The organism is Arthrobacter sp. PAMC25284 (assembly GCF_019443425.1).
GTDB lineage: Bacteria > Actinomycetota > Actinomycetes > Actinomycetales > Micrococcaceae > Arthrobacter > Arthrobacter oryzae_A.
On sequence record NZ_CP080382.1, the window covers coordinates 796861 to 822695 of the forward strand.

Here is a 25835-nt window from a genome sequence, read left to right on the forward strand (position 1 = left end):
TGCCGCCTCCCACGGATGGCCAAGTGCCGGTCCACCCGCTGGAGCGTCTACGCATGTTCCGGTGTAGGAGCGAGAACGCCTACAAAGTGGAACATGCACCGCGGCCCACAGGCTCGCGGGCACCCGGACCTAGTGGACCCGGGAGGAATGTCGCGGGTCATTGACATCTGTATCCTCAGAGCGGACGATCGGCTCAAATGATCGGGGGTCCCCGGATGCCAGAAGAAGCAGGCGCCGTGAGCGGGCAGGGCCAGGACATGGGACCGATCCGCCAACTGGTGGATCGGGTAAGGGGACAGTTGCTGGCCCCGGGCCACGAGGACTATGACCGTGCGCGGCGGGTTTTCAACTTCATGATTGATCGCCGGCCAGCGGCGATACTTCGCTGCGCAGGGGTTGCTGACGTCATCCAGGGCGTGCTCTTCGCCCGCAGGCAGCAATTGCCGCTTTCAATCCACAGCGGTGGGCATGGCGTGGCCGGTTCCGCGGTGTGCGAAGGAGGGCTGATGCTCGACCTTTCCGGGATGAAGGGCATGCGCGTCAATCCTGAACGACGCACGACTCAGGCGCAGGCCGGTTTGTTGCTCGGCGAATTCGACCACGAGACCCAGGCCTTTGGGCTGGCCACGACTCTGGGGGTTGTGTCGGTCACCGGTATCGCCGGCCTTACACTGGGTGGCGGCCTCGGTTGGCTTAATGGCAAGTATGGTCTCGCCTGCGACAATGTTCTCGCGGCCGACGTGGTCACCGCAGACGGGGAGCTCGTAACCGCCAGCGCGTCCGACCATGATGACCTGCACTGGGCCCTGCGCGGGGGCGGCGGGAACTTCGGCGTGGTCACGTCGCTGACGTACCAGCTCCACCCGGTCAACTCCGTGCTCGCGGGCGGGCTGAGTTTCCCGCCGGAACAGGCGCGGGATGCGCTCCGCTTCTATCATGCCTTTGCGAGCGTTGCGCCGGATGAGCTGTCGATGGCCGGCTCGGTGTCCCGTCATCCGGAGGGCGGGCCCACCGTCTCGATAGCCGTGTGCTACTGCGGCCCCTTTGACGAGGGGGAGCGTGTCCTCCAGCCCCTGCGGGACTTTGGCCGTCACGCTGGCGGGGCGATTGGTCCGATGTCGTACCAGGCGTTCCAGAGCGGACCCGATTCGGGTTTCCCGTCCGGCCGTCAGCACTACTGGAAGTCGAGCTATCTCAAGGACCTCTCCAACGAATCCATCGATGTGCTGCTGGAGTTCGCGGCGACCAGCCCCTCGCCTTACACGGGGATCGGGCTGCAGCAGATGACCGGAGTGGCCAGCCGCGTGGATCCGCGGGCTACTGCGTTTGCCCACCGTGATCGACAGTACGATTTCCTGATCCTGTCCCAATGGGAGGATCGGGACGATTCCGATCGCAATATGGATTGGACACGCCGTTGTTTCGATGCGATGCGCCCGTACCTCAGAGAAGCGGTATACGTGAACAACCTCGGTGAGCAGGAGCATGACCGCGTGCGGGACGCCTATGGTGTCAATTATGAGCGGCTTGCGGCGGTGAAGACCCGCTACGACCCCGAGAACGTGTTCCGCCTCAACCACAACATTGTTCCGGGCGTTGGGATTTAGGCGGCCGATGGCGTCTGGTTCCGAAGCACCCCTATGTCTCGGAAACCCAAAGCTTTTCAAGACACTGTTCCGGACCTGATGAGGGGTTAGCGGCCGACCGGTAAAGCCGGGCACCCCGTTGTCTTGCAAACACGTCTCTCCATAAATCGTCTCAGCGGGGGCCTGTGAAGGACTTTTTGAGTCAGAATGGCCTAATGAGGCATTTGGGTTACACGCGAGTTAGTACTTCGAGCCAGGATGCCCAGATGCAGCTCGACGCCCTCGTCTCCGCCGGCGTGCAGAAACGCGACGTTTTCGCCGACGTGACCTCCGGAAGTAAGACGGCGATCGAGCGGCCCGGGATGAAGAGGCTCCTCGAGTACGCAGAGGAGGGCGACACCGTCGTTGTGTGGCGGGTCGATCGGCTGGGCCGGTCATTGATCGACGTGCTGAACACCGTGAACCTCCTGAGAGACCGCGGCGTCCAGGTCCGATCCATCTCAGACGGCATCGACCCGGCGACCTCGACAGGCCGGCTGATGCTGAACATGCTCGCCACCTTGGCCGAATATGAGCGCGAGCTGATCGTCGAGCGTGTCAACGCCGGCATCGCCGCTGCCAGGCAGAACGGCACACGCTTTGGCCGACCACTGATGGATCCGCTTGTCATTGCGGACAAGCTAGCGATCGCGCAGGACGCCCGGGCGAAGGGACGCACCGCCGAAGGCGCGGCCCGCCTCGTGGGCTGGAGCCGTGCGACTCTTTACCGCCACCAGCAAGCCCTCGTCGCGCGCGAGGGCATCACGATGTAGGTGTTCCTGACCGGCGAAGAGCGCTGGAAAGTCCTTCGACTTCACGTCGAGGACCAGATTTCCCTTGCCGCCCTCGCCCGTGAAACCGGGAACAGCACCCGCACTCTTCAACGTTGGCTTCGGCTCTACCGCGCGGGCGGTGCGAGTGCTCTCGACCTGCGACCGCGTGCCGATGCCGGCACCCGGCGCCTAGACCCAGGAATGGTTAGGTTTATCGAGGGACTTGCACTGACGAAGCCCCGCCCGAGCATGGCAACGCTGCAGAGAATCGCCGCGGCCGAAGCGGGCAGAAGAGGCGCCCCGGCGCCGAGCTACTCCGTTGTCCGCGAGATCGTCCAGGCACTGGACCCTGCCCTGGTGACTCTGGCTCTCGAAGGTCCCGCGTCCTACCGGGACCGGCATGAACTTGTCCTTCGCCGCCGCGCCGACCGTCCAAACCAGATATGGCAAGCGGACCACACCCAACTCGACGTCCTGATTAGCGGCGCCACCGGGAAACCTGACCGGCCCTGGCTGACGACAGTGATGGACGATTACTCCCGAGCGCTCTGTGGCTACACCGTCTTCACCGGTGCGCCCTCAGCACTGAACACCGCCCTCGCACTCCGCCAGGCTATCTGGCGCAAGAGCGATCCGAGCTGGGTAATGTGCGGGCTGCCCGACATCCTGCACGTGGACCATGGCTCCGACTTCACCAGCCATCACCTCGAACGCACCGCCATCGAGCTGCACGTCCGCATCATCCACTCGACCATCGGCCGCCCCCAGGGCAGAGGAAAGATCGAAAGGTTCTTCGGGACCATCAACACCGAAGTTCTCTCCACCCTCCCCGGACACCTTGCGCCCGGGAACAGGAAAGCGCCGCCCTCGCTCGACCTCCCGGGACTGGATCGCGCCATCGGAAGCTTTGTCGCCGCCTACAACGACAGGCTCCACAGCGAACTTGGTATCTCACCACGGGATGCCTGGGTCGCGGACGGTTGGCTTCCCCGGATGCCCGAATCCCTGGAGGACCTCGACGGACTCCTCCTGACAGTTCCAAAGAACCGGACCGTGCAACGCGACGGCATCCACTTTCAAGGCCAGCGCTACCTCTCGCCCACGCTGGCGCCCTTCGTGGGGCAAACCGTCACCATCCGCTACGACCCGCGAGACGTATCCGAGATCCGCGTCTATGACCGTGACACCTTCGTTTGCGTCGCCATTGACGAAGATCACCCCAACCTTCGTTTGAGCCTGCGTGACATCGAGGCCGCACGCCGAGCGCGCCGGAGAGAACTGCGCCGCACCATCAACGACCGCATTCCATCAGTCACCAGCCGTGAAGAACCGCACATCACTGAACCAGCGCGGCGCCGGCGCCGACTGCGCACCTACGAAGAGGACTAATGATGAACCCCACCTTCATCGTCACCAAGGAACACCGACGCTTCAACGAGTTCGCCAACGCAGTCCGGAATGAACGAACAATAGGGATCTGTCACGGGGACGCCGGAGTGGGTAAAACACTCTCCGCGCGCCGCTACGCAAACTGGGATGACCTTGAGCCCTACGTCACCGAGTGGGGACCCCGCGGCGACCAGGACGAGAAGCACTACACACTCGCCAACCGCTCCCGAACCGTCTTCTACACCCCGGACGTACTCTGCCGCCCCAAAAACCTCATGGATGACATCCACCGATACCAAGTGAGAATCGGGTCGTGCATTGACGAACACCTGCACAAACTCGATGCCGCACCACGCTCGATGAACAGAGTCACCACACTAGTGGAGCTCCTCATCATCGACGAAGCCGAACGCCTCAACGCAACAGCACTTGAACTCCTCCGGGACAACCATGACCGAACCCATCTCCCGATGATCCTCATCGGCATGCCCGGCATAGACCAACGATTCCGGCATTACCCCCAGCTTTACAGCCGCCTCAGCTTCTCCCATCGATACCGTGCCCTCGGCAGAGACGAGCTCCTCTTTGTTCTGGACCGACACTGGAAACGCCTCGGCCGGACCCTCGACCCGGATGACTTCACCGACGCCCAGGCAATCGCCGCAGTAGAACGGATCACCCGTGGCAACTTCCGGCTCCTCGAACGGCTATTCCCACAGATCACACGCGTCCTAAAAATCAACCAACTCGAAACCATCACCGATGACGTCGTCGAAGCAGCAGCAAGCATCCTCGTCATCGGCAACTAGCGTCACAGAGCGAACACAAAAAGCCGCCACCTAACGCCAACATCCACAGGAATCGTCTAAACGCACCTGCTTGTCTGTAGCGAATACGGTCGTTTTTGACACACCGCCAACAGGCGGCCTCAGCGCAAGGGGTGAGCTTGCCGTCCGCGGAATACCCTCGCGCAACCGTATAGGTGAAAGACGGGTGCAGGACGGCGGGTAGCAGACAGACGACCGCCTGAATCCGCGATTCCCCGTACGGAACCGAACGGCAACCTCGTTGGCCGCCAGCGTTGCCTGACTGCCACGTGGACAAGGGCGGTGCCGCGTGCTGACATGTAGTCATGCAGCCTTCGGTGCGGGACAAACGGATCCGGATCGGTGCCGGGCTGGTGATCGTGGCTTTGGCGGTCTTGTCGGTGTTCATGCTTTTCGCATCCGGCCGAGACCTTTGGACCGATATTCTGCTGGGCATCTTGTATGGTTTCCAGGCGCTGTTCACGCTGTGCGCGGGCATTTATCTTGCCAGTGGCCGGGGCAAGGCAGGGGCAATGGTGCTGATTCCGGGCCGGTGGCGGCGCGTTGGGCTGGCCGCTATCGCCGTGACCGGAACCGCGGCGACCTTCTGGGGATTCACAGGCGGCCCCGAAGCGCTGGCGTCGACCGCATTGTGGCCCAACATCGTTGGGCTGTGGATTCTGCTGCAGTTCAGGACTATTGCCGAGCGCTTCCAGCACCAGGACCAGTGGACCACCGGGTTGTCCCTCGAGACGGCTCTGGAGTCCTTGGCTGGGGCCTTCCGCCAGCCAGGGTTGAGCGTGACGACGGTGGGCCAGGATGTGTGGGTCAAGATCGGAAGGGAATGGACGGGAGGGACCTGGTTCCACAAGGATGCCGCCCGATACATGAAATCCGTGACCGGCCTCCGTTTTCAGGTCCAAGACGGCGACGGCGGGACACGCATCACCGCCCACAGTGGCGACCGGACCGTGGAAGGCATGTACGACGTCCTAAAGCTCTCTGACGAGATGAGCGCGACGGCGGTGGAACTGGCCCGGCAGGCAACCATCCGTCACCACGAAGGCCTACAACCCTGAACCGCGTCCCGTGAAGGTTCCTCAATCGGGAGTGCAAAGCCGCCAAACCGAACTATGAAAAAACCGCCATTCCGAACTAACAGTCACACAAAATCCTCGCCGTTGCGGGGTCCTTGGATTTCCGTAAGACCCGCCCGCAAAACTGCCCGGTGAAGGTCCCCCCCTACGGACGCCTGTTGCCATACCTTCCATCAATACACTGCACCCAACAGGGGACGTGTTTCAGCGATTTCTGAGCGTGCGATTATTCCGTTTTCTGAGACCACCTCGAGTTGCCGGAAGAATCGGATATGATGAATAAAGCGTAGGGGAGTATCCCGTAGCGCTGAATCCGTCAACACGTAGGGCAATGATGCCCTACCGGGTTCAGTGTCCGGCTTGTTAGTCAGCCGGTGGAGAGACTTGCGGCGATCATCGTTGCCCTCCTACCGAAAGATAAATATCATGATTGTTTCACCCCTGATTTGGGGCATTACCATTGTGGTCATTCTGGGCCTCTTGGCGTTTGACTACTTTTTCCACATCCGCAAGGCGCACATCCCCTCCCTGCGTGAAGCAGCCGTCTGGTCCTCTATCTATGTAGGCCTGGCATTGGTCTTTGGTGTGATCGTGTGGATCTTCGGCGGGGCCACCATGGGCGGGGAGTACTTCGCGGGGTACATCACCGAAAAGGCCCTGAGCGTTGACAACCTCTTCGTCTTCCTGGTCATCATGGCCAGCTTCAAGGTTCCCCGCGAGGACCAGCAAAAGGTGCTCCTCTTCGGCATCGTCTTTGCCCTGATCGCCCGCACCGGCTTCATCTTCGCTGGCGCCGCCCTGATCAACACCTGGTCCTGGATGTTTTACATCTTCGGCATCATCTTGCTCGTCACGGCCGGAAATCTGCTCAAGGAGGAGGACAGCGGTGGCGACGACGCTGACAACTTCATCATCAGGCTCGCCAAGCGCTTCCTGCACACCTCCGAGCACTACGACGGCGACAAGCTGTTCACGGTCGTCAACGGCAAGAAGGCCCTGACGCCGATGTTGCTGGTCATGGTGGCCATTGGTGGCACCGACCTGCTGTTCGCCTTGGACTCGATCCCGGCCATCTTCGGCCTGACCCAGAACGTGTTCATCGTCTTCACGGCCACGGCGTTCTCCCTGATGGGCCTGCGCCAGCTGTACTTCCTGCTGGACGGCCTGCTGGACCGCTTGATCTACCTCTCCTATGGTCTTGCCGCGATCCTAGCCTTCATCGGCGTCAAGCTGGTCCTGCACGCCCTGCATGAGAACAACCTGCCGTTCATCAACGGCGGCGAGCACGTTCCGGTCGTAGAGATCTCCACGGGCCTGTCCCTGACGGTGATCATCGGCGTGCTGGCAGTCACCGTCATCGGCTCCCTGGTGAGCAATTCGGGCAAGGCCCAGACGGTGCTGAACAACGCCCGCCGCCATGCCGAGAGCTACCTGGAACTCGAATACACGGCCGATATGGCCGAGCGTGAGCGCGTGTACAACCTGCTCATGGACGAGGAAAAGGCCATCGCTGTCATGGAAACCAAATACCGCGACAAGCACCCAGAATCAGAAGCGATCCTGGAACAGATGGCCGAGGCACACCGCCAGCACACGGAGCATCTGGCCCGCTGAGGCTGGGCCGGGGCCGGGGCCGTGCCCGGTCCCGGGCGACGCGCCGACCGTGGTACGCCAGGCATTCTCTTCGAGCTCGGGACGGTCGACTCGCCCGAAGCGCAATCTTCCCAGACAACAATTCCGTCTACTTACGTGACAAGTTCGCATGAGAGCCCTGAATCACCGAGCATCCGCTCAAGCGATGCTGCTACAAAGTGGAGGCTGATCAATCGTCACCAGAAAACTAGAGCTGTCCCGTATGTGGTTCCTTTCGGTGGCCGCTTCGCCGTCGCTGAAAGCGCCGGGGCCAGATGCTGGGCTGGAACACCCCTGAGGAGAAGGAGTTTGCTTGCTGGTTATTTTGACAGGGATTGATGGTTCAGGAAAAACAACGGCCGCACGGGCGATGGTTACTGCCGCCCTACGGGATGACAAGGACGCGATCCTGCTCCGGAACTACGCGGGCCGGCGCCGGATGTCACTGGTGAGCGCACGGTACGGGATACAGTTCCCTGCACAGTTGGCTGATGCCGTGGAGACGTTGATCCGCAGTGTGAATGTGCTGATTTCCCATACCAAGACCTGGAAGTATCCGGGCCTGATCATCATGGACCGTCACCTGCACTGCCAGCTGGCGTTGCGCCAGGTACGGGGCCTTCCCCGGGGACGTTTCCTTCCCTTCCTCCTCAGGAAGCTTCCAAAACCCGACCTGATCATCCACCTCGTCATCGACCCTGAAGAGGCGCACCGCAGGATCTTGGCGCGCGGCACGGACGTGGAAACCCTCGATGACCTCAACTCATTCCGTACCGCTTACCGTTCGCTTCCCGAATACGTGCACTTCACCGAAGTGAACTCCGGTGGTACACCCGCCGAAGTGCTCTCCAAGCTACGCATCGCCATCGCCAACGCCGACAGCAGCCGAGGAACGTCCTTGGATCGAAGGAAAGCCTCCAGTCAAGGCCCATGAACACAAGGACATAGCCGCCTCCCAAGTTTTCTACGTCCCAGTCTGGTTCTGCTTCGCCCGTCACGACGCCCAGCAAGAGACCTCTGGACGTGCAGACCGGGCATTCTTGCCCGAGCCCGGAATACGCTCTGGGACGGGGCCAAGGGCTGCGGCCCAGGCCGGCGGTTCGGCCGCGAGCTGGGAACCGAGACGGTTCACTTCCAGTGCCATGGCCTCGCGTCGTTCCTGGGGGTTGAGGGACAGACGCCCAATACGGCGCGGTTTACGTGGTGGTAATCAGGGGAGGGTGCTGAATTTTTCTGCCTGGGATTTGCTGCCTTGGACGATGATTTGGTCGTCGTCGTAGAGCACCGTTTGAGCGGTCGTGTGGCCCCACGTGCCGCCGGGACGTTTGACGGCCACGATGGTTATTCCGTACTTGTCACGAAGGCCCAGCACTCCCAGCGGCCGGTCGCGGACGCCGGCGGGCGGGGTAGTCCGGATCATCACGAAGTCGTCTTCGAATTCCACGTAATCCAGGATAGAGCCAAGGACGAGGTGCGCGACGCGCTTGCCCATGTCGTGTTCGGGCCGGATGACGTGCTCGACGCCGAGTTGGCCAAGGATCTCGGCGTGCGGTTCGCTGATGGCTTTCGCCCAGATCTGGGGGCGCTGGAATTTCAGGATCCGGGAGGTTGTCAGGATGCTGGCTTCGATGTCCGAGCCGATCCCGACCACCGCACGGTCGAATTCATGGACGGAGAGCTGGCGCAGCACCTCTTCCTTGGTCGAATCGGCCCTGACCACGTGGGTGAGGTGCCCGTTGAAGGACTGAACGATGTCTTCGTTGGCGTCGATGCCGAGCACCTCGGTGCCCTGCGCTTCCAGTTCCAGGGCCAGCGAACCGCCAAAACGGCCCAGCCCAATGACGACCACCGAGGACGCCTTGTCACCAGCGGCAGCGGAGTGGGAGGAGAAGAAGTTCCTAGCCAATGAGGGGCCTTTCCTTGGGGTATTCGTAGAGTATGGGCCGTTCGCGCAGGGCCAGGGCCGCGCCGAGCGTGACCGGGCCCAGCCTGCCGACGAACATCAGCAGGATCAGGACGAATTGTCCTTCGGGCGGGAGGGCGGCGGTGATGCCGGTGGACAGCCCGACCGTGGCGAACGCTGAAATGACTTCGAACAGGATCTGGTCCTGCCCGAAGTCGGTGATCAGCATCAGGAACATTGTTGAGCCTGTGACGAGGGCGAGGGCCAGGAGCACCACGGTGATGGCCTGGCGGTGCACCGCGCGGGACAGCCGCTTGCCGAAAATATTCACGGCCGTTCCCCCCTGAAGTTCGGTGTGAAGGATAAAGAACAATACGGCGAAAGTCGTGATTTTCAAGCCGCCGGCAGTTCCGGCCGGGCCGCCGCCAATAAACATCAGGATGTCCATGCCAAGCCAGGACACCGGATTCATCTGGGCGATGTCGATGCTGTTGAAGCCCGCGGTTCGGGTAATGACGGACTGGAAGAAGCCGGCGAGCACCCGCTCGGCGGGATGGAGTCCGCCCAGGGTTGCCGGGTTCGCCCATTCGACGGCGGTGAGGAACACGGTGCCGCCAACTAAGAGGGTGGCGGTGCCGACGAGGACGAGTTTCGTGTTCATGCTCCAGTGAACGGGCCGCCGGTATTGCCGGCCCAGTTCGAAGAGCACCGGGAATCCGATTCCGCCGATGATGACCGCCGCGGCGATCGGCAGGCAGATCCAGGGGTCAGCGACGAACCCCATCAGGTTGTTCGAATACAGGGCGAATCCGGCGTTGTTGAAGGAGGAAACCGAGTGGAAGATGCCGTGCCAGACGGCTTCCCCCAGGGATTGGCCGTACCCGGCCATGAAACGGGCCGCAAGGATCACGGCCAAGGCTGTTTCTACGGTGACGCTGATACCCAGGACTCCGAGCAGGACGCGGCGGACGTCGCCGAAGCCATGGCTTTTGGTCTCCGCGGCCGCCGAAAGCCGGGACTTCAGTCCCAGTCTGCGGGCCATGAGAACGCCCAGCAGCGCCCCGAAAGACATCACGCCGAAGCCGCCGATCTGGATCAACATCAGGATGACGACCTGACCGAATCCGGTCCAAAACACTGGGGTATCGACTGTGATCAGTCCGGTCACGCACACCGACGACGTCGCCGTGAAGAACGCCTCGAGAAAAGTTGCCCCGCCCACGCCGGCTTTGGACACCGGGAGCATGAGGAGACCGGTCCCGGCAGCAATGGCGCCGGCGAAACCCAACACGATGACCTGGGCGGGATGGCGGGGGGCAAACGCGCTAAGGGCCTTCGACAGGGCCGCGGATGTTCCTCTGCCTGCCGTCGAGACTTTGTGCCCGAATGAAGCCAGAACGGTCCTGGCAGCGCGAACAGAGTGCATGGCCGCCACGCTATCACCGGAAAAGCGCCGGACCCGCACTGGGAGGGTGCCCTGTACTGCCGTGGGCGGCTTCCGGGCCAGCCCGGCTACTTATTCATAAGGAACTCATCCAGGGATCCAGCTTGAGTGAAAGTGGCCTCGCTGCGTTCGGGCAGCCCAAGCATAAAATCAGACCATGTCTGAGCCCGCAGAATTTCTTGGCCCCATCCTGGAGCTGATGAGCTGGGTGGGCTTTGTCCCCGGCATTCCCCTGCTCATCACCGGCTGGGTCATCACCAAACGCCGCTGCCTGTGGGCCAGCACCACAGCCGAAGTTTTCGAAGCCGGAGGGTTCAAAGGGTTCCGCTGGTCAGATGAGGCGAACACCCCTCACATATCCCTGCACACCGCCGAGCAAACCCGCGGATTGGGGCCCGGCGATGAAGTCCTCCTCTGCTACGACACCTGCCATCCCGCCCGGTGGAGCATCGGCGAACCCCGGAACGATAACCCCGTCCTGGCCCTCGGATGGATCCTGACCGCCGTTGGCATCCTGTGCACCCTGGCCGGCTTCGTCCTGATGATGTTCTGAGGCCCGATCGGAAGGACACGACACTTCACGTACTGTGCGCCGGCCGCGTCCACGCAGATGTGACGGCTCATCCTGCCCCGATTCAGCTGTGTTTTTAGACCAGGGTCGACGGAAGATACCACCAAAACCGGCGAGGTGGTGCTTTCCAGGATGGACTGGCTGACTGACCCGCAGACGATGCCGGGGATGCCGCTGATTCCGCGTGTTCCGATGACCAACAGCCGGGTGCCACGTGTGGCTTTCCTGCCGTCAGCGCCTGTTTCCCCCCGTCATCTCCACCCCGACATCACCCACCACAACAACGTAAGGAGCCGTCTGGCCGAAATCGGTAATGGAAACAGCAGCAGGCGGCCGGCGCAAGGCGCGGCCCAGAATGCCGGCATAGAGAGGACGTGGCTGGATCGACATACATGGGACGACCCGAGCCTGCCGGATCCTCTAGATCTCGTCGAGCACATGACAGAGCACTTGACGTCGGCCAAACGCGCCTCCCGCCGAGTGGCTCCGTGAGTCCGGTTCCGTTTGCAGTTAGGGTCACCCGGGTCTTCTCGTTGCGGTGCTCCTGTCCACCAATGTTCAGCTCAGTGCCCACCCCGCGCGCCTACCGTGAAAGGAGTCTGTCACCGTCGGGTCGCAGTTCCCCGGTGGGTGAGACGTGCCGGTAAAGGGTCTGGCGGCTGATGCCAAGTTCGACACAAAGATCGCTGACTTTGGTGCAGGGCTTGCCCATCGAGGCCATGGCAAGACGGAGCTTTGCCGGGGTCATTTTGTAGGGGCGACCGCCGTTGCGTCCGCGGGCGCGGGCGGAGGCGAGGCCGGCGAGGGTGCGTTCGGAAATCAGTTCGCGTTCGAACTCGGCGAGGGCGGCGAAGATCCCGAAGACCAGCTTCCCGGAGGCGGTGGTGGTGTCGATTGCGGCGCCTTGGCCGGTGAGGACCTTCAATCCGATGCCGCGTTCGGTCAGGTCGTGGACGATGTTGACCAGATGCCGCAGGTCCCTGCCGAGCCGGTCGAGTTTCCACACCACCAGGGTGTCCTCATTATCGCGCAACGCCTTCAGGCAGGCAGCCAGTTCCGGCCGATCATCCTTCTTCCCGGAGACCTTGTCCTCATACAACTGCCCCGCACCGACGCCGGCAGCCTGCAGCGCATCGCGCTGCAGGTCCGTGCTCTGGGACCCGTCGGCCTTCGAGACGCGCATGTATCCGACCAGCATGGTTCCATCCTGTCATTTATACGTTCGTTTAAGTGACAGCGTGATTCCGAACCGGGCTGAAATCAAAATGTGTCACTTAACCAGTCATTTATTCTAAGTCATGCAAAGGGTCACTGTTTCTATGTATGTGACAGGATGCGCGTGAAGTGCGCACGCGGCTTCTGAAAGTCACACGGGGGCGCTGACATGGCGCTACTGACACAACCGCTGTCGTTATGGCAGGATCGAATCACTGTTAGGGCATACCGACCTAGGGCCCGTAGCAGATTACTTATTGGTGGCCTTCCTAGGGGGCTGAGCATCGTGGCAGGCCCGCGACCTGAACGCTCAAGGTAACTACTGAAGGGGCCCTTCCGAAGCGAGATCGGAGCCCGAGGCCACCTTCAGCGAACTTCTTGCTTCACGGCGGCACTAGGCAACCACCTATTCAAAGCTGAAAGCAGGAGCTCCCATGACCCACGAAATACTGTCCCTATCCCTCGGCCTAGCCGTCGTCGAGTGCGCAAAACGATTGATGCCGTTTATTCTTTGCCTGGCCGTGCTTGCCAAGACGGGAAAGACGAAGGGCTTTCAGGACATAGCCGGCGTCTTTAGCTCCTCCCGGCGGCGACCGTAGTACGAGCGGATCATCCCCACGTGCTCGCATAGGGTGGTCAAAAACGCCCAGTCCAGCGTTCTGACCAAGATTGATTCCGGAGCCGAGTTTTGAGCTGCCGGGCGCTGGCACTTGCCCCTGACATAGCCCGCTACTCATACGCACCGGATCCTGGCGCTAACCATTCGTGTGTTCCGGCTACAGTGTGCTCATTCTAGATAGTGAGGTTGCTGTGGATATAAGGAATATGACGGAATCGGAGATAGTATCTGTCTCCCTCGATGAGCTCGCGTTGGCAGTCTTAGCAGATGCCGTTCGCACCAGTACCTGGGACTGGCGCAACTGGATGCTTGGCATGCGTGAAACTAGGGAGTTGCGTAGCGGCTCACCAGGAGATGCAGCCCTGGCCGAAGCGTGGCAGTGGCTTCATTCAAAGGTTCTTGTTGCTAAGGACCCCGGTCAGACCAGCCCACATGCAGTCATGGTCACGCGCCGCGGACATGAGGCGCTTGAGATCGGCCTGCCATATCTGCGAGCAGTGGAACGGCTCGACGTGGACCTGACGCCTGAGCTGGAATATCAGGCGCGCCCTCAGTTCCTACGCGGCGATTTCGATATAGCGGCCTTCGCGGCGATGAAAGAAGTAGAAGTTGCTGTCCGGCGCACCGCAGGACTACCCGACGACAAGCTAGGTGTCGATCTCATGAACCAAGCTTTCCGCGAGGGTGGACCACTCTGGCGAAATTCACTCCACAGGGGTGAATCAATAGCTCAAATGAACCTTTTTGCCGGCGCGATTGGGCTTTTCAAGAATCCTTCTAGCCACCGGCGTGTGAGCTATGACGACGCTACTCTGGCTGCCGAAGTAATCCTCTTGGCAGATCTACTGCTTCGAGTCCTAAAGCGAATCGAACCTGGTTCTGAGTAACTGACGCACGGTGAGAGTCGCGGCACCTATCCGCCACAGACATTACGAGGCTGAAGTCGTCCTGTGCACTCAAAAACCGGCAATAGGGGTCGTTTCTGACAGTCGCGCGCAGGGATCTTGACGTGCAAAGAGATTTTCACGTGTTAGTAACGGCAACTTGACAAAGACTTGACATCGTGGTAAGATTGGGTGTATCGGGCAAGGAAGAAAGTTCCCAAGTTCATGACTCAGTTGCTCACAAAACAGTGCGTCGGGGGTTCGAGTCCCCTCGCTTCCACGATCATGGGAGCGTAGCTCAGTTGGTAGAGCGGCTGTCTCCTGTGACACACCCTCGTGTGTACGAAAAGGCACGGAACCAGTGGTTCCGTGCCTTTTCCTTTGGGCTTGGAAGACCTAGGGAGCGTCATTGAAACTCTCCACATCGGATGTATAGCGCCAGCCGACCCTGCCGTGCGACCTGCGGAAACGATCGTTTTAGACGTGCGCCGCTTGGGATAATCGAAAGCCCACATAGGCCTTAGGCTGACTTCATGGCAGATCCAGCACAGTTTGACCACGACCGGCTCGGTCATCTCTTATCCGACCTTTTACTCGAGGTTCCTGAGTTCCAACGACGCTTCTCGTGGCAGGACAGCCACGTCTTGGAGTACTGGACTGACATTGCGCGAGCGAGGGAAGCCTCAAACTCCTACTTCATGGGCACAGTTGTGCTGGCTGACTCCCCTGGAGACGATGGCAGAAAACTCATCATTGACGGACAGCAGAGGATGACCACCACTGCCATTCTCTTCATCGCCATACGAGACAGACTGAGAGAACTAGGGCAAGAGCGAGCTGCTCAATCCGTCGAAGACACGCATCTGAGTGATTACGTGCTTCGTGAAGAACAGACTGTCGCGAAGCTTATATTGAGCCCCGATGATCATCCATCATTCAGTGCTTTGCTGGCGCAGGAGCCAATCGGTTCAAAAAACAATCTGGTCGGCGGCGCCTATGCCCTGCTCAAGGAGCGAGTTGATGCCCTAGCGCCAGGAGAAGAGGATTATCGTTCGCTAATCGACTTGGTGGCTTATCTCGACAATGACGTTCAGGTATTACTTGCCGTAGCGACGGGGCTACCTGAGGCTTACGTGATCTTCGAGACGCTCAACGACCGAGGGGAAGACCTGACCACGGCAGATCTTCTGAAAAACTTCCTGTTCAGCCAAGCCGGGAACCAGGGCATTGGTCACGCTCAAAGCACATGGACAAGGCTTTCGGCCCGTTTCGACAAACCAGAGGACTTCGTAAAGTTCCTGAGGTACGAGTACATGTCCCGAAAGGGGCACGTGACCAACCGTGGGCTATACAAAGCCCTGCAGGCAGATGTTAGGGGCGGAACGGCTGCCGTCCGCCGCTACCTCGAGGGGGCGGAAACGGCGCTTCAGAGGTACGTAGCTCTCCGCGAACCTGATGACGCTTCTTGGTCAGCCCAAGCCATAGAGGTGAAAGATTCCCTGCTGGCATTTCGTCGCTTCGGATTTGAAGCAAGCATGCCGCTACTACTCGCCGCATTCGCAACCTGGTCGCACACTGATGCCACGCGTTTCGTTGACGTGGTCGCGTCATGGTCAGTTCGATCATGGATGGCGGGAACCCTGGGCGGCGGTGTAGCTGAACGCGCGTTTTGCCTGGCTGCTGAGGCCGTGGCCGACAAGAAAGCCAAGTCAGTAGGCGATGTCCGTCTTTACATGAAAGACCTCGTACCGGACGACGCAACCTTTAGGCAGGCGTTCACAGGTTACGGGTCAGTGACAACTACGCGAGCCAAGTACTTGCTCGCACGCCTAGAACGTCAGTACCTCACGGACCTTCAGGAACAAACGGATGCAATGCCGGACTGGAGCAGCAAGAGCGTGACGGTGGAACACATATTCGCCAAGTCCACTAAGCGTGCCGGCTTCGAGAATGATGAAGACTTCGAGAGATTCTCGCTGTTGAGGGATCAGCTCCAGAACCTAACCTTGCTGGAGCGAACCCTGAATGGGGGCCTCGAAGACAAGTCCTTCGAGCAAAAGGTCTCAACTTACGCCCAATCCGTGTTTGCGCTGACGCGGCTGTTAAGTGAAAACGGCGGGACGTGGGGATTCACTGAGGCTGAAGCTCGATCGGCCATGTTGGCCGGCCTCGCAGCCAAGGCTTGGCCAAAGTAATAGTCGCGTTGCCCGCGCTCTTCGGACCGTCGTCATCGCTGTACCGGCGCCACCTGCACCAATTGGCTGTTCTCTGAACGAAAGGCGGCAGGGCCAGCGCGAGCCGGCCCTGCCTGGGTTTTCCCTCTGCAAAGGAAATATGTGGTTCAGCTTAGCTGAATGGTTTGTGATGCTGCCGCGGGCTGGGTACCTCGTTGTTCGTGGCCCCGCGGGGGTGATGGGGTGTTGGTGCGTGGTCGCGGTTTATGGCGGTCCGTCGCTGGTGAGTGGCTGCTGGGGTTCGCCCCTGGGCGGCGGACCGCCCGGCGTACGGCAGGTTCCGCGCCCTGCGAATGGTAGGGCCGGGCGGCTGTATTGGGGGATCAGCTGCCCGGCCCATCTGACATTATTCGGTGTCGGTGGTGTGTTTGTCGAGAATGATTTTTTCCACGGCACTGGCGGTGTATCCCCATTGGGTGAGTTGGTGCAGGTAGTGGAAGTGCCGTTTCTCGGCGGACCGCCAGGAGTCTTTCTGGAGGGTCTTCTCGTACCCGGCGCAGATCAGGGCGATGAGGGAGAACTCGGGCCGGGCCGCTGTTTTCGCGGTGTGGTCCCGCAACGGGTTCCAGCCCCACCGGTCGGTGTCCTCCCCGGTCCTGGCGCCGATCATCTCGGCGGCGACCTTGCCGTCGTAGCCGCTGGCGGTTTCGGGGTCGTGGGTGATGGCGTGGACGGTGAAGTACTGCCAGCCCTTCGGCGCGGTCTTCCGCGAGAGCAGGGTCTTCACGAAGTCACGCCTGACCTTGGTGGCACTGTCCATCTCGCGGTTATTGGCTATCAGGGTCTTCCTCTCGGCTTTCTGTTCCTCGGTCATCGGGCCCTTCTGGGCCTGGGCGCCGCCGTCGTAGCGTTCGTACTTCGGGGTGAAGCCCAGGTCCTTCCAGCCGGTGATGACGGGGTTGGCGTTGTGCTGGCCCCGGTAGTCGGTGCTGATCAGGTAGGCGTTCGCGTCCGCGTCGGTGGCCGGTTCCCCGTCGGCCCGCTTCGCGGCCGAGACGAACAGGTTCTCCTCCGTCGCGTAGTGCCCGGCGTCCTCCACGATGACCTTGCCGTCGGCCTCGAGTCCGGCGATGAGGGCCGCGAGGGCCGCGGCGCGGTCGCGGCGGTCCCGGAGCAGTTGCGCGACGTGCAGGAGCTGATCGGGTTCGTCCCTGATGACGGACTCCAACTCCTCCGTGGCGTCCTGGTTCCCTTCAAACTCCGTCATGATGAGCGCTTCAAAGATGGTGTATCCCTTACCCAGGGCCGCGGCCCCCGGCGTTCGAAGACTTCGCTTTCAGTGCCCCTTCCACGGTGGTCCTGGTGCGCCCGGTTTTCTTGGCGATCGCGGCGGCCGAGACACCGATCAGGGACAGCTGATGGTAGGCGTCGGCCTCGTCCGCTTCGGTCAGTCCGGCGCGCTGGATGTTCTCCACGACCTGGGTCACGATCCGTTCGGCTTCCTCGGGGGACTCGATGATCATCACCGGGATCACCGCGCGTCCGGCTTCGACGGCGGCGCGGGTGCGGCGCTGTCCCATCAGGACATGCACCGTCCCGTCGTCCGTGCGGTGGGCGATGACCGGTTCCATCACGCCGTGCTCCTTGATGCTGGCAATGAAATCCGGGGTCAGTGCGGCGTCTTTGCGGACGTTGATGTCCACGGTCAGGGTGGCCGGGTCGAGCATGTCAAGGGTGGGTGTGGCGTTCATGGTGTTGCTCCTTCTTGTCCGAGAAGTGGGGTGGGTGGGGCGGCCCAGGTGACCGGCCAGCTCCCCCTTCTCCCCCGTTGATGCTCCTATAGGCGTCAAATCATGGCAGTGGTATTTCCGAAGAGCGCGGTAGGCACGCGAAGCAATGCCTGACTTCCTGTTGTGTTGCGCAGCAATCTACTTAGTGGCACTATCTATCTGTGGATCCCATCGACCTTGACCAGGAGCTGACCCGTGCGGCGCTCCCGCAGGCAGTGCTCGCGGTGCTCAACCACGGCGAAAGCCATGGCTACGCCATCGCCGAGGTCCTCCGGCTGTACGGCTTCAGCCGTCTTAAGGGCGGAACGCTGTACCCCCTCCTGAAGAGACTCGAAGACCAGGGCTTCGTCGAGCACACGTGGCAGCACGACCATGCAGGTCCGGGCCGCAAGCAGTTCACACTCACCGAGCAGGGCCGCCGGGAACTGGAGCGCACGGCAACAGCCTGGCGCCGAATGAGCCAGGCCCTCACCGAGATCCGTACGACCCGACAGGAACGACCATGAGCTACCAGCGGCACCTAACCTTTAACCTCAGAACCCGAGGGGTGTCCGAACCCGAGATCGCGGAAGCACTCGCAGAAGTGCGGGCGCATGAGGCTGCTACAGGGACTGCCGCGGAAGCTGAGTTCGGCACAGCCGAGGAGTACGCGAAGCAGTTCCCCAAGAAGAAGAGGCGGACACGTGGACACACCATCACGATCATCGGGGCAGCATTGGCTCTCGCTTACATTCTCGTCACGGTCCTACTGATGTCTTTCAGAATTGACGTTCGTGAGTACGTCGGCCCGATCACGCTCCTGCCGGGCTTGGTGCTGATCCTCGCCGGTGTACTGGCCGGATTCATGACCGATTACTTCCAGCCAGTGCGGAGCTCCCGCGCCCGCTAGGTACCCAAGCCGCGACGGCACAATCGTGAGTGCCGTGGCTATTCAATCGGGCCTGTCTAAATCAAAACCTCTCGGTCGGCTGATTGCTCGGTTAGCCATTGGCGGTAACTCGTGGCAAGGGCATCGTTGCGGACAAGGCCTCGTTCCAGACTGGAAATTTTGGAAGGCCAATGACCGAGCTCGCGGGCAGCGGTCGTAATAGTGAGACCGAGCTTGGTGCGCATCTGGCGTAGGTCGGCGTTGCTTGGTGCCGGCTGAGGGTTGGTGATCTGGCGGTAGAGTTCCCGGGCTGCGTAGCGTTTGAGACACCGCATTGTTTCTCGTTTGCTCTTGCCCTCCGCAGTGCGCTTGAGCACGTAGTCTTTGGTCCGCTGGCACGAACCCATACGCACCAGTACCACCTGATGCAGGGCACGGTTGGCATTGCGGTCACCGCCCCTGCTGAGCCGGTGACGGGTCGTTTTGCCCGAGGACGCGGGTATGGGCGCGACCCCGACGAGGGCAGCGAACTGGGCCTCGTCCCCCAGACGGTCCGGGTTGTCCCCAACGGTGACCAGGAGCTGGCTGGCTACTTCCGTTCCGACACCTGGAAGGTCACAGAGCATCGGCGCGTAGGTATCCAGGATTTCCCGGAGCGCGGCGTCCGCGGCAGCTACTTCTGCCGTGAGGGACTGGCAACGGGTGGCCAGGGCCTTCAACGTCAGCAGGCACACGTACTCGGGGTCGGCAATATGGCCCGAAGGTCTGCAGCGCTGCAGGGCCGTGATCATCGCCGAGGTTCCCAGCCCCCGGTATTTCGCCCGGAGGTTGTCCGGAGCCGACACGAGAAGGCCCTTGATCTGATTGATGGCCGCGGTACGGGCCTTCACTGCCGAGGTGCGTCCTGCACGCAGGATACGCAGGCATTCAACGGGACCGTCTTTGGCCTTCGGGATCGCCGCGGCCCGGCCGTTGAGTACCGATTGAGCGGCCTGGAAGGCGTCCATCGGGTCAGATTTGCCCTTCAGCCGACGCGCGGCCCGGTTCGGGCGGTTCACCTCCAGCACAGACAGACCCTCACCGCGCAGGGCTCTAACAATTTCGGCCCCGTACGAGCCTGTTCCTTCGACTCCTACGGCGGTGACCGTGCCGTAGCTGGTGATGAACTCCACGATCTTCCGGTATCCGGAGCCGACGGCCAGGAATTCCCTGTCCGCAAGAGGCTTGCCGTGTTCGTTGATCACGGCCACGTGGTGTGTGTCGGCGTGGGTGTCGATACCGGCGATGACGCTAATTTCGGTTGCCAAGATGGAAGTTGCCTCCAGTCGAGTTCAATGGCTGATTGAATGGGGCGCGGGCCAGGTGGGCAGACAGAACGGTAATGGGACTGGTCGAATCAGGCTCCTATGAAGTCATGTCCGCCTGGCTCCACACCCTTTGGCGGACCTTGAGCCGGCGGACAGATCAACAGGAAGACAGCGCCCGGAGGCACGTCAGTTTTTTGGGGAGTCACACCGGCCCAAGACCGGTTCCAGTATTACCGTTTTTTGGTTGCTGGCAAGCTCGCTTGCTCGGCGGCCGACGGAGCCCTGTCTACCCGCAGGGCAAGGTGCAGGAAATTCCCTCAAGGAAATCAGCGACGTAGGAGCGCCGGAGGGACATTTCCTGCACCGCAGGCCCCCGACGAAGGAGGGGCTAGACGGGGTGGAGCGGACGCCTAGAATCCGGAGGAATCTCAATGATGTTGTCAACGGATATTTGCAGTGCTGTTCGGGTGTCCCGGCCGGTGGAGGCCGGGACACCCGAGCGCTTCTAGGCCGTCCAGCCGGGGTAGGGCTTCCGGTCCTGCTCCGGCAGCCCGGCGGCTGTGGCGGGACGGTTGTCCGGGCCGTCGGACTGGCCGGAGGCCCAGTGGAAGAACACCTCCGCGGTGATCGCTTCGAAGCAGGCGTCCGGGGTCCGGAACCAGTGCGCGGCGGTGTCGCCCTCGACGTAGGTGCCGTAGCCGAACAGGTCCCCGCCCCGGTCGCGGGTGCGGGCGACAGCGAGGATGATGTAGGGCCAGGATCCGGCATCCCATCCCTCGCTGCCCCAGTTCGGCAGCGCGGACCAGGCGGTGCCTTCGAGGGTGTCCATCCAGTCGTACCCGTCCCCTGCCCGGTCATCGGCGGGAAGGGCCGGGGCGTTGACCGCTTCGGCGGTATCGGTCGTGACCGTGCGGGTCATGGTTTCTGTGTTCATGAGGTGGTGCTCCGTTTCGCTCGGGCGGGGGCAGGTGCCTGGCGTACCGGCTTCCCTCTCCCCACCATGTTTTTTGCCTGCTGGCGGAGCACCGCGTAGCTGTGCCCGTCGGAGCCGGGGCAACCCAAAAGGGCAAGCAGCTGAGGGGTTGTGGGAGGAAATAAGCGCAGCGCCGACCCAAGGCATCCGCTGCGCGGCCGTCCGCAGGACGGTTGAGCCGGTGGAGCGGGCACGTAGGATCCAACGGACAGCAGCAAAAAAGAATAGAAGAATGCTTGTACTGTCCGAGCGCAGCGAGGCCCGTTTCGTTCTCTTATTCCGGAGCCCGATAAGAAGTAGGAAGGCTCATCGGCGTATGCGTGACTTTTGCGAAACTTGGGCTCCGGGAGAGCACTCTTCCGAGGAAGAGGGGCCTGTTCTTGCCAAATTGGATGACATCGCCGGGATACTGCCGGGTCTACGGCGTTGCTGCTCGGCTCGCCGGGGGTTTCAGGTTCAGTTCCGGCGCAGCGGCCAGGGGCGCCACCCGCCGTCGATTTCCCGTAGCCGGATCTCCGCGGTCTCGAGGCGGGCAGCGGCGGCGGGGCCGGGTTCGCCTTGTCCGCTTTCAGAGCCGGAACCGTCGACGGCGGTCAGTGTGTATTCGCTCCACCGCCGGCCGCCCACCGGGTAGCGTTCGCTGTATCCGCCGGCCGCGACCGTGAGGACCAGCATCTCCATCCGGTCCGCTGTTGACTCGGCCGTTTCGTCGCAGGCATCACACCCGCATACCGGGAAGGGGAAGTCATGCAGCACTCCGGCGTGGATCGTGACTCCCGGATAGCCGGTCAGCACAAACGTCAGTGCCGCTGCACCGGAACCCCGCGGTGTGAGCCTAACCGCGCGCACGGCGTTCTTGGCCTCCCGTAGCAGTTCCCCGGCGTGGACGGGATCCTCTTGGACGTCCACATCGTAAACGGCGGCCAGATAATCGATCAAGACACGTGCGACGATATGAAGCCCGGCGAAACGCTCGGGGTGGCTGTCGACGCTGTAGGAATCCGGGTCCGGCCCGTCAGTGCCCCATTGCCGGCCGTAAGGAATGGGCTCCCCTTCGCGGGAGTAGTAGCTGGCCGCTGGCAGATGCGGCCGGACGTAGCGGGGCTGCCCGGGAGTCGGGGATACCGGGAGGGGCGGCATTTTCGGCGCGTCATCCAGCTCTTCCCGGGCCCATTCCGACAGCACGGAAACTAGCCCACGAACCGATTCGTCGTCCGCGCTGCCCAGACCCTCGAGCAGGCGGTCGATTTCGAACTGCATCTGCCGGTTCCCCACCGTCGCAGACCTTCCTTCGTAGGCCGTCCACTGCGCGTCCGGCCGCAGCCCGGCAATGGTGTTCCCGGCGAAGACGGCCGCCGCGGCACGCAGCGTGCTGTCGTTGTCCAGCTGAGAGCCGACCGTGCGCAGGAACAAAATGAGCCGTTCAGGATCCGAGGCCAGGGCATCGGGGGGCACGCCGCGGGCCGCACAGAAATCAACGAAGGGGGCATAGCCTTCGACGTGCCTGACCACCGCCGCAGCGCCCGGTTCTTCCCGGTAGAGGGCACTGCTGCGTGATACCGGCGTCGGCATGCCGGCCGGTTCCCCTTCGAAGAAACCCTCTTTCGTCCCCATACCGCGATCCTAGGCCAAGGGGCCGCCTGGCACCCTGACCGGGCTGGTGTAGCCTCTGAACAACGACAGCCTGAGGGGGCAGCGCCATGAATCGTCACACAATTCCACTAATGACCGCAGCGTTCGGCGCAGCAATCCTGCTCGCCGGGTGCACCGCACCGGCAGGATTCCAAGCCTTGAACCGCCAGGCAACCGCAGACGACAACGTGCCGGAAGGCTTCACTTTCGAAGGAACGGACGTTCAAGCCGAAAGCGCCCGCCTCCTTGCTTCGCAAGACGGGGTGAAGTACTTCGCCGCCCAAAACAAGGACTCACATGAGGCGTGTCTGGTTATTGTTCCGGAGGCCAAGGATTCGTTGTGGATCGCGGGTTGCGGGAGCTTTGCCCGCGGCGGTGAGGTCGTCACAGTCACCAACGCCACAGGCCTATCGGCCGTCCTCGTCACTGACGGCACCGACACCGACAGATGGCAGTCAGAGGGCTGGACCAAGGTCCATGACAACGTCCTCACCTCACGCCGGTAGCCCCGGGAATCCCTCACCGTCCCGTAGCAGAGTCAGAGGATGACAGCCCCTGACGGGTGCGTTTCCGCGCATTTCACGCACCTCGGATGATCGCGGTCGCCGCAGCCCCGAGTCTGCTTGTCAGGCAGCCATGCGCAGCGCCCGCGCCGGAGCCGTGCTGTAGGTGGTGCCGTCGCGGAGCATGGCCCAGAGGACGTTCAGGCGGCGGCGGGCCAGGGAGAGCATCGCCTGGATGTGGGTTTTGCCTTCGGTGCGTTTGCGGTCGTAGTACCTCCGGGAGGCGGGGCAGGATTTCAGGGCCGAGAGGCCGGAGAGGTAGAAGACCCGCAGGAGCCTGCGGTCGTAGCGCCGGGGCCGGTGGTGGTTGCCGGTGATCCTGCCGGAGTCCCGGGGTGCGGGGGCGAGTCCGGCAACGCCGGCGAACCGGTCCGGGGTTTCAAAGACCGTGAGGTCTCCGCCGGTGGCGCCGAGGAACTCCGCGGCGAGGACGGGTCCGAAGCCGGGCATGCTCAGCAGGGCTTGTGTGTGCCGGTGTTCGGTGACCTTCTCGCCGATCAGGGCGTCGAGCTCGGCCAGTTCCTTGTTCAGGGTGATGATTTCCCGGGCGAGGGCGGCGACGATCAGTTCCCCGAGGTGCTGGGCCGGGACGGTGGTGTGCTGGGATTTCGCTGCGTCCATGGCGGCCTGGGCGACCTTGGCGGAGGAGCGGGCCCCGTGTTTCTTCAGCCACGCCTGGAGCCGTGTCTGGCCGGTGCGGCGGATCCCGTCCGGAGTCCGGTGCTTGGTCAGCAGCAACAGGGCCGCCTTGGAGCGGCTGTAGTCGAAAGCCCGCTCCAGCGCCGGGAAGTACTCGAGCAGATGGGCCTGGAGGCGGTTGATCGCCCGGACCCGGTCCGCGGATTTGTCGGCCCGGCGTGCGGTGAGGAGCCGCAGCCCGGTGCTGATCTCGTCCCCTGCCCGCAGCGGCTGCGGATCCCGGCGCATCCTGGCCTGGTCAGCTATCACGGCGGCGTCTTTGGCGTCCGTTTTTCCTTCCCCGCGGTAAATTTTGGAGGCGTGGTGCACCGTCCGGCCCGGGATGTAGAGGATGTTTTGGCCGTGGGCGACGAGGATGGCGATCAGCAGCGCCGGTCCGCCGTGGTTCAGGTCCGTCGCCCAGACCACCTCGTCGCCGTCGGCGAGTGTGAGGACGGTGGCGATGAGTTCGAGCAGGGCGGGTTCGTCGTTGGGGATTTTCTGCGAGAGCAGACGGGTTCCCTCGGCGTCGATCACGGGGGGTGTCAAGTTTTCTGTGTAAGGGACCGGTCGGTTATCCGGTCTGCCGGGTGGTCAGATCGGAAGTCGGTTGGGGAATTGAACGGCGAAAGCGTTCAGGGCCTGGTGCCAGCCTTGGGTGCCGGTTCCGAGCTCGCCGCCGCGGGTGGTCTCGATGTTCCGGATCCCGAGGTAGACCAGCTTGATCGCGGCCTCGTCGGAGGGAAATGAGCCTCTGGTTTTGGTGATCTTCCGTAGTTGGTAGTTGATCGATTCGATCTGGTTCGTGGTGTAGATGACTTTGCGGATCTCCGGGGTGAAGGCCAGGAACGGGGTGAAGTCCTCCCAAGCGTTCCGCCACGCCAGCACCGCCCCGGGAGCTGTGCTCTGCCAGGTCTCCGCGAAGGCCTCCATCGCCAGCCCGGCGGCCTGCACGGTCGGTGCGGTGTAGATCGGGCGCATGTCCCGGGCCATGGCTTTGCGGGCGCCGTAGGAGGCGTATTTCATGGCCGAGCGCAGCAGGTGCACGACGCAGGTCTGCACCACGGTCTGCGGGTAGATGCTGTTCACCGCTGCCGGCAGCCCGGTGAGCCCGTCACAGCACAGGATCAGGATGTCGATCGCTCCGCGGTTACGGATTTCGGTCAGCACGTTGGCCCAGAACTTCGCTCCTTCGCTGGTGCCCAGCCACAGGCCCAGGACCTGCTTGCGGCCCTCCACGTCCACGCCGACGGCCACGTGGCAGGCCTTGTTCACCACGACGCCGCCGTCGCGGATTTTCAGCCAGATAGCGTCGATATGGACGATCGGATACACCGATTCGAGCGGCCGGTTCTGCCACTGGGCGACCTCGTCGGCGATCACGTCGGTCACCCTCGAAATTGTCGCGGCTGAGACCTTGGTCCCATAGATCTCATCGAGGTGGGAGCCGATGTCCCGGGTGCTCATTCCCCGGGAGTACAGGGACAGGATCATGTCCTCAACCTTGCCCAGCCGGCGGGGCCCGTTTGGGCACGATGACGGGCTCGAAGGAGCTGTTCCGGTCCCGCGGCACGGTGACTTGCACCGGTCCCTGGAGAGTCTGAACGCTCTTGGTGGTCTTGCCGTTGCGGGAGTTGCCCGTGCCCTGCCCTGCGGGATCTCCGGACTCGTAGCCGAGGTGGTCACTCATCTCGGTTTCCAGCGCCCGTTCCAGGACCGCCCGGGTCATTCGGGAGAGGAGCTCCTCAACACCGTTGCGGCCCTCTCCGAGGTCCTCCGCAGCCGTGACGAGCGCATCGATCTGGTCGGCGCTCAAAACGCCTTCTAGGGGGTTGGTGGTCGTACTGATTTCGGCCAAGGGGGCCCGTCCTTTCAGGGGTGAAACCGCAGGT

20 protein-coding genes and 3 pseudogenes are annotated in these 25835 nt (G+C 62.3%); 13 read left to right on the forward strand and 10 right to left on the reverse strand.

The genetic code is table 11. From position 1 onward, the window contains the following. Window positions 1–215: 215 nt before the first annotated feature. The 7 genes from KY499_RS03715 (at window position 216) to KY499_RS03745 (ending at window position 8256) form a co-directional block, all read left to right on the forward strand. Window positions 216–1607, forward strand: a complete 1392-nt coding sequence (locus KY499_RS03715; protein ID WP_219886235.1) for an FAD-binding oxidoreductase — start codon at window positions 216–218, stop codon at window positions 1605–1607. Between the two features lie 194 nt (window positions 1608–1801). After that, window positions 1802–2398, forward strand: a complete 597-nt coding sequence (locus tag KY499_RS03720) for a recombinase family protein (protein WP_123255173.1) — start codon at window positions 1802–1804, stop codon at window positions 2396–2398. Window positions 2399–2404: 6 nt separating this feature from the next. Continuing rightward, window positions 2405–3787 carry a Mu transposase C-terminal domain-containing protein gene (locus KY499_RS03725; protein WP_219886915.1) on the forward strand — a complete coding sequence of 461 codons (1383 nt, stop codon included), beginning with the start codon at window positions 2405–2407 and terminating at the stop codon, window positions 3785–3787. A 2-nt stretch (window positions 3788–3789) separates the two neighbouring features. Next, entirely contained in the window at window positions 3790–4596 is an 807-nt protein-coding gene (locus tag KY499_RS03730) for an AAA family ATPase (RefSeq protein ID WP_219886916.1), read from the forward strand. Window positions 4597–4919: 323 nt separating this feature from the next. Continuing rightward, entirely contained in the window at window positions 4920–5672 is a 753-nt protein-coding gene (locus KY499_RS03735) for a hypothetical protein (protein ID WP_219886236.1), read from the forward strand. Between the two features lie 444 nt (window positions 5673–6116). Beyond that, entirely contained in the window at window positions 6117–7304 is a 1188-nt protein-coding gene (locus tag KY499_RS03740; protein WP_219886237.1) for a TerC family protein, read from the forward strand. 331 nt (window positions 7305–7635) lie between these two features. Further along, a complete protein-coding gene (locus tag KY499_RS03745; protein ID WP_219886238.1) occupies window positions 7636–8256 on the forward strand; it encodes a thymidylate kinase in 621 nt (206 codons plus the stop codon). Between the two features lie 276 nt (window positions 8257–8532). Here KY499_RS03745 and KY499_RS03750 read toward each other — a convergent pair whose 3' ends face one another. Next, a complete protein-coding gene (locus tag KY499_RS03750; RefSeq protein ID WP_219886239.1) occupies window positions 8533–9228 on the reverse strand; it encodes a TrkA family potassium uptake protein in 696 nt (231 codons plus the stop codon). Continuing rightward, window positions 9221–10651, reverse strand: a complete 1431-nt coding sequence (locus tag KY499_RS03755) for a TrkH family potassium uptake protein (RefSeq protein ID WP_219886240.1) — start codon at window positions 10649–10651, stop codon at window positions 9221–9223. Before KY499_RS03755 ends, KY499_RS03750 begins: the two co-directional genes overlap by 8 nt. A 175-nt stretch (window positions 10652–10826) precedes the next feature. Between KY499_RS03755 and KY499_RS03760 the strand changes: the two genes are divergently transcribed. Then, a complete protein-coding gene (locus tag KY499_RS03760) occupies window positions 10827–11222 on the forward strand; it encodes a hypothetical protein (protein WP_219886241.1) in 396 nt (131 codons plus the stop codon). A gap of 167 nt (window positions 11223–11389) precedes the next feature. Here the strand turns inward: KY499_RS03760 and KY499_RS18695 are convergent. Together KY499_RS18695 and KY499_RS03765 are read right to left on the reverse strand one after the other, a co-directional pair. Beyond that, window positions 11390–11440: pseudogene (locus KY499_RS18695) on the reverse strand (hypothetical protein); the annotation flags it as partial. 383 nt (window positions 11441–11823) lie between these two features. Beyond that, window positions 11824–12438: a recombinase family protein gene (locus tag KY499_RS03765; protein WP_219886242.1), complete on the reverse strand. Its 615-nt coding sequence runs from the start codon at window positions 12436–12438 to the stop codon at window positions 11824–11826. Window positions 12439–13280: 842 nt separating this feature from the next. Here KY499_RS03765 and KY499_RS03770 point away from each other — a divergent pair. Together KY499_RS03770 and KY499_RS03775 are read left to right on the forward strand one after the other, a co-directional pair. Then, window positions 13281–13961 (forward strand): TIGR02391 family protein, encoded by a 681-nt coding sequence (locus tag KY499_RS03770; RefSeq protein ID WP_219886243.1) that lies wholly within the window; start codon window positions 13281–13283, stop codon window positions 13959–13961. 530 nt (window positions 13962–14491) lie between these two features. Continuing rightward, window positions 14492–16153, forward strand: coding sequence for a DUF262 domain-containing protein (locus KY499_RS03775; RefSeq protein WP_219886244.1), 1662 nt, complete (start codon window positions 14492–14494; stop codon window positions 16151–16153). A gap of 385 nt (window positions 16154–16538) precedes the next feature. Here the strand turns inward: KY499_RS03775 and KY499_RS03780 are convergent. After that, a pseudogene (locus KY499_RS03780) lies at window positions 16539–17883 on the reverse strand (ParB/RepB/Spo0J family partition protein). 200 nt (window positions 17884–18083) lie between these two features. Here KY499_RS03780 and KY499_RS03785 point away from each other — a divergent pair. Together KY499_RS03785 and KY499_RS03790 are read left to right on the forward strand one after the other, a co-directional pair. Beyond that, window positions 18084–18428 carry a PadR family transcriptional regulator gene (locus KY499_RS03785; protein WP_219886245.1) on the forward strand — a complete coding sequence of 115 codons (345 nt, stop codon included), beginning with the start codon at window positions 18084–18086 and terminating at the stop codon, window positions 18426–18428. Window positions 18429–18469: 41 nt separating this feature from the next. Further along, a complete protein-coding gene (locus tag KY499_RS03790; RefSeq protein WP_219886246.1) occupies window positions 18470–18811 on the forward strand; it encodes a hypothetical protein in 342 nt (113 codons plus the stop codon). A gap of 56 nt (window positions 18812–18867) precedes the next feature. Here the strand turns inward: KY499_RS03790 and KY499_RS03795 are convergent, their stop codons facing one another. The 3 genes from KY499_RS03795 to KY499_RS03805 form a co-directional block, all read right to left on the reverse strand. Continuing rightward, the gene (locus tag KY499_RS03795) at window positions 18868–20097 is read right to left on the reverse strand and encodes an IS110 family transposase (protein WP_219886247.1); all 1230 of its coding nucleotides are present in this window, start codon (window positions 20095–20097) and stop codon (window positions 18868–18870) included. 505 nt (window positions 20098–20602) lie between these two features. Further along, on the reverse strand, window positions 20603–21031 hold the full coding sequence (locus tag KY499_RS03800; RefSeq protein ID WP_219886248.1) for a hypothetical protein: 429 nt from the start codon (window positions 21029–21031) through the stop codon (window positions 20603–20605). Between the two features lie 495 nt (window positions 21032–21526). Then, a complete protein-coding gene (locus KY499_RS03805; RefSeq protein ID WP_219886249.1) occupies window positions 21527–22684 on the reverse strand; it encodes a DUF6226 family protein in 1158 nt (385 codons plus the stop codon). A gap of 110 nt (window positions 22685–22794) precedes the next feature. On the opposite strand from KY499_RS03805, the gene KY499_RS03810 reads away from it, so the two are divergent. Beyond that, on the forward strand, window positions 22795–23208 hold the full coding sequence (locus tag KY499_RS03810) for a hypothetical protein (protein ID WP_219886250.1): 414 nt from the start codon (window positions 22795–22797) through the stop codon (window positions 23206–23208). 120 nt (window positions 23209–23328) lie between these two features. On the opposite strand, the gene KY499_RS03815 is transcribed toward KY499_RS03810, so the two are convergent. Both KY499_RS03815 and KY499_RS03820 read right to left on the reverse strand, forming a co-directional pair. Next, complete coding sequence (locus KY499_RS03815) at window positions 23329–24492, reverse strand: IS110 family transposase (RefSeq protein ID WP_219886251.1); 1164 nt, start codon at window positions 24490–24492, stop codon at window positions 23329–23331. 45 nt (window positions 24493–24537) lie between these two features. Then, window positions 24538–25759 (reverse strand): annotated as a pseudogene (locus tag KY499_RS03820) (IS256 family transposase). Window positions 25760–25835 lie beyond the last annotated feature (76 nt).

What these genes read in the sequence shown, in the direction of transcription:
- KY499_RS03715 (WP_219886235.1), top strand. Translation starts at nt 216, where the DNA reads ATGCCAGAAGAAGCAGGCGCCGTGAGCGGGCAGGGCCAGGACATGGGA.
- KY499_RS03720 (WP_123255173.1), top strand. Translation starts at nt 1,802, where the DNA reads ATGAGGCATTTGGGTTACACGCGAGTTAGTACTTCGAGCCAGGATGCC.
- KY499_RS03730 (WP_219886916.1), top strand. Translation starts at nt 3,790, where the DNA reads ATGAACCCCACCTTCATCGTCACCAAGGAACACCGACGCTTCAACGAG.
- KY499_RS03735 (WP_219886236.1), top strand. Translation starts at nt 4,920, where the DNA reads ATGCAGCCTTCGGTGCGGGACAAACGGATCCGGATCGGTGCCGGGCTG.
- KY499_RS03740 (WP_219886237.1), top strand. Translation starts at nt 6,117, where the DNA reads ATGATTGTTTCACCCCTGATTTGGGGCATTACCATTGTGGTCATTCTG.
- KY499_RS03755 (WP_219886240.1), bottom strand. Translation starts at nt 10,651, where the DNA reads ATGCACTCTGTTCGCGCTGCCAGGACCGTTCTGGCTTCATTCGGGCAC.
- KY499_RS03760 (WP_219886241.1), top strand. Translation starts at nt 10,827, where the DNA reads ATGTCTGAGCCCGCAGAATTTCTTGGCCCCATCCTGGAGCTGATGAGC.
- KY499_RS03765 (WP_219886242.1), bottom strand. Translation starts at nt 12,438, where the DNA reads ATGCTGGTCGGATACATGCGCGTCTCGAAGGCCGACGGGTCCCAGAGC.
- KY499_RS03770 (WP_219886243.1), top strand. Translation starts at nt 13,281, where the DNA reads ATGACGGAATCGGAGATAGTATCTGTCTCCCTCGATGAGCTCGCGTTG.
- KY499_RS03775 (WP_219886244.1), top strand. Translation starts at nt 14,492, where the DNA reads ATGGCAGATCCAGCACAGTTTGACCACGACCGGCTCGGTCATCTCTTA.
- KY499_RS03800 (WP_219886248.1), bottom strand. Translation starts at nt 21,031, where the DNA reads ATGAACACAGAAACCATGACCCGCACGGTCACGACCGATACCGCCGAA.
- KY499_RS03805 (WP_219886249.1), bottom strand. Translation starts at nt 22,684, where the DNA reads ATGGGGACGAAAGAGGGTTTCTTCGAAGGGGAACCGGCCGGCATGCCG.
- KY499_RS03810 (WP_219886250.1), top strand. Translation starts at nt 22,795, where the DNA reads ATGACCGCAGCGTTCGGCGCAGCAATCCTGCTCGCCGGGTGCACCGCA.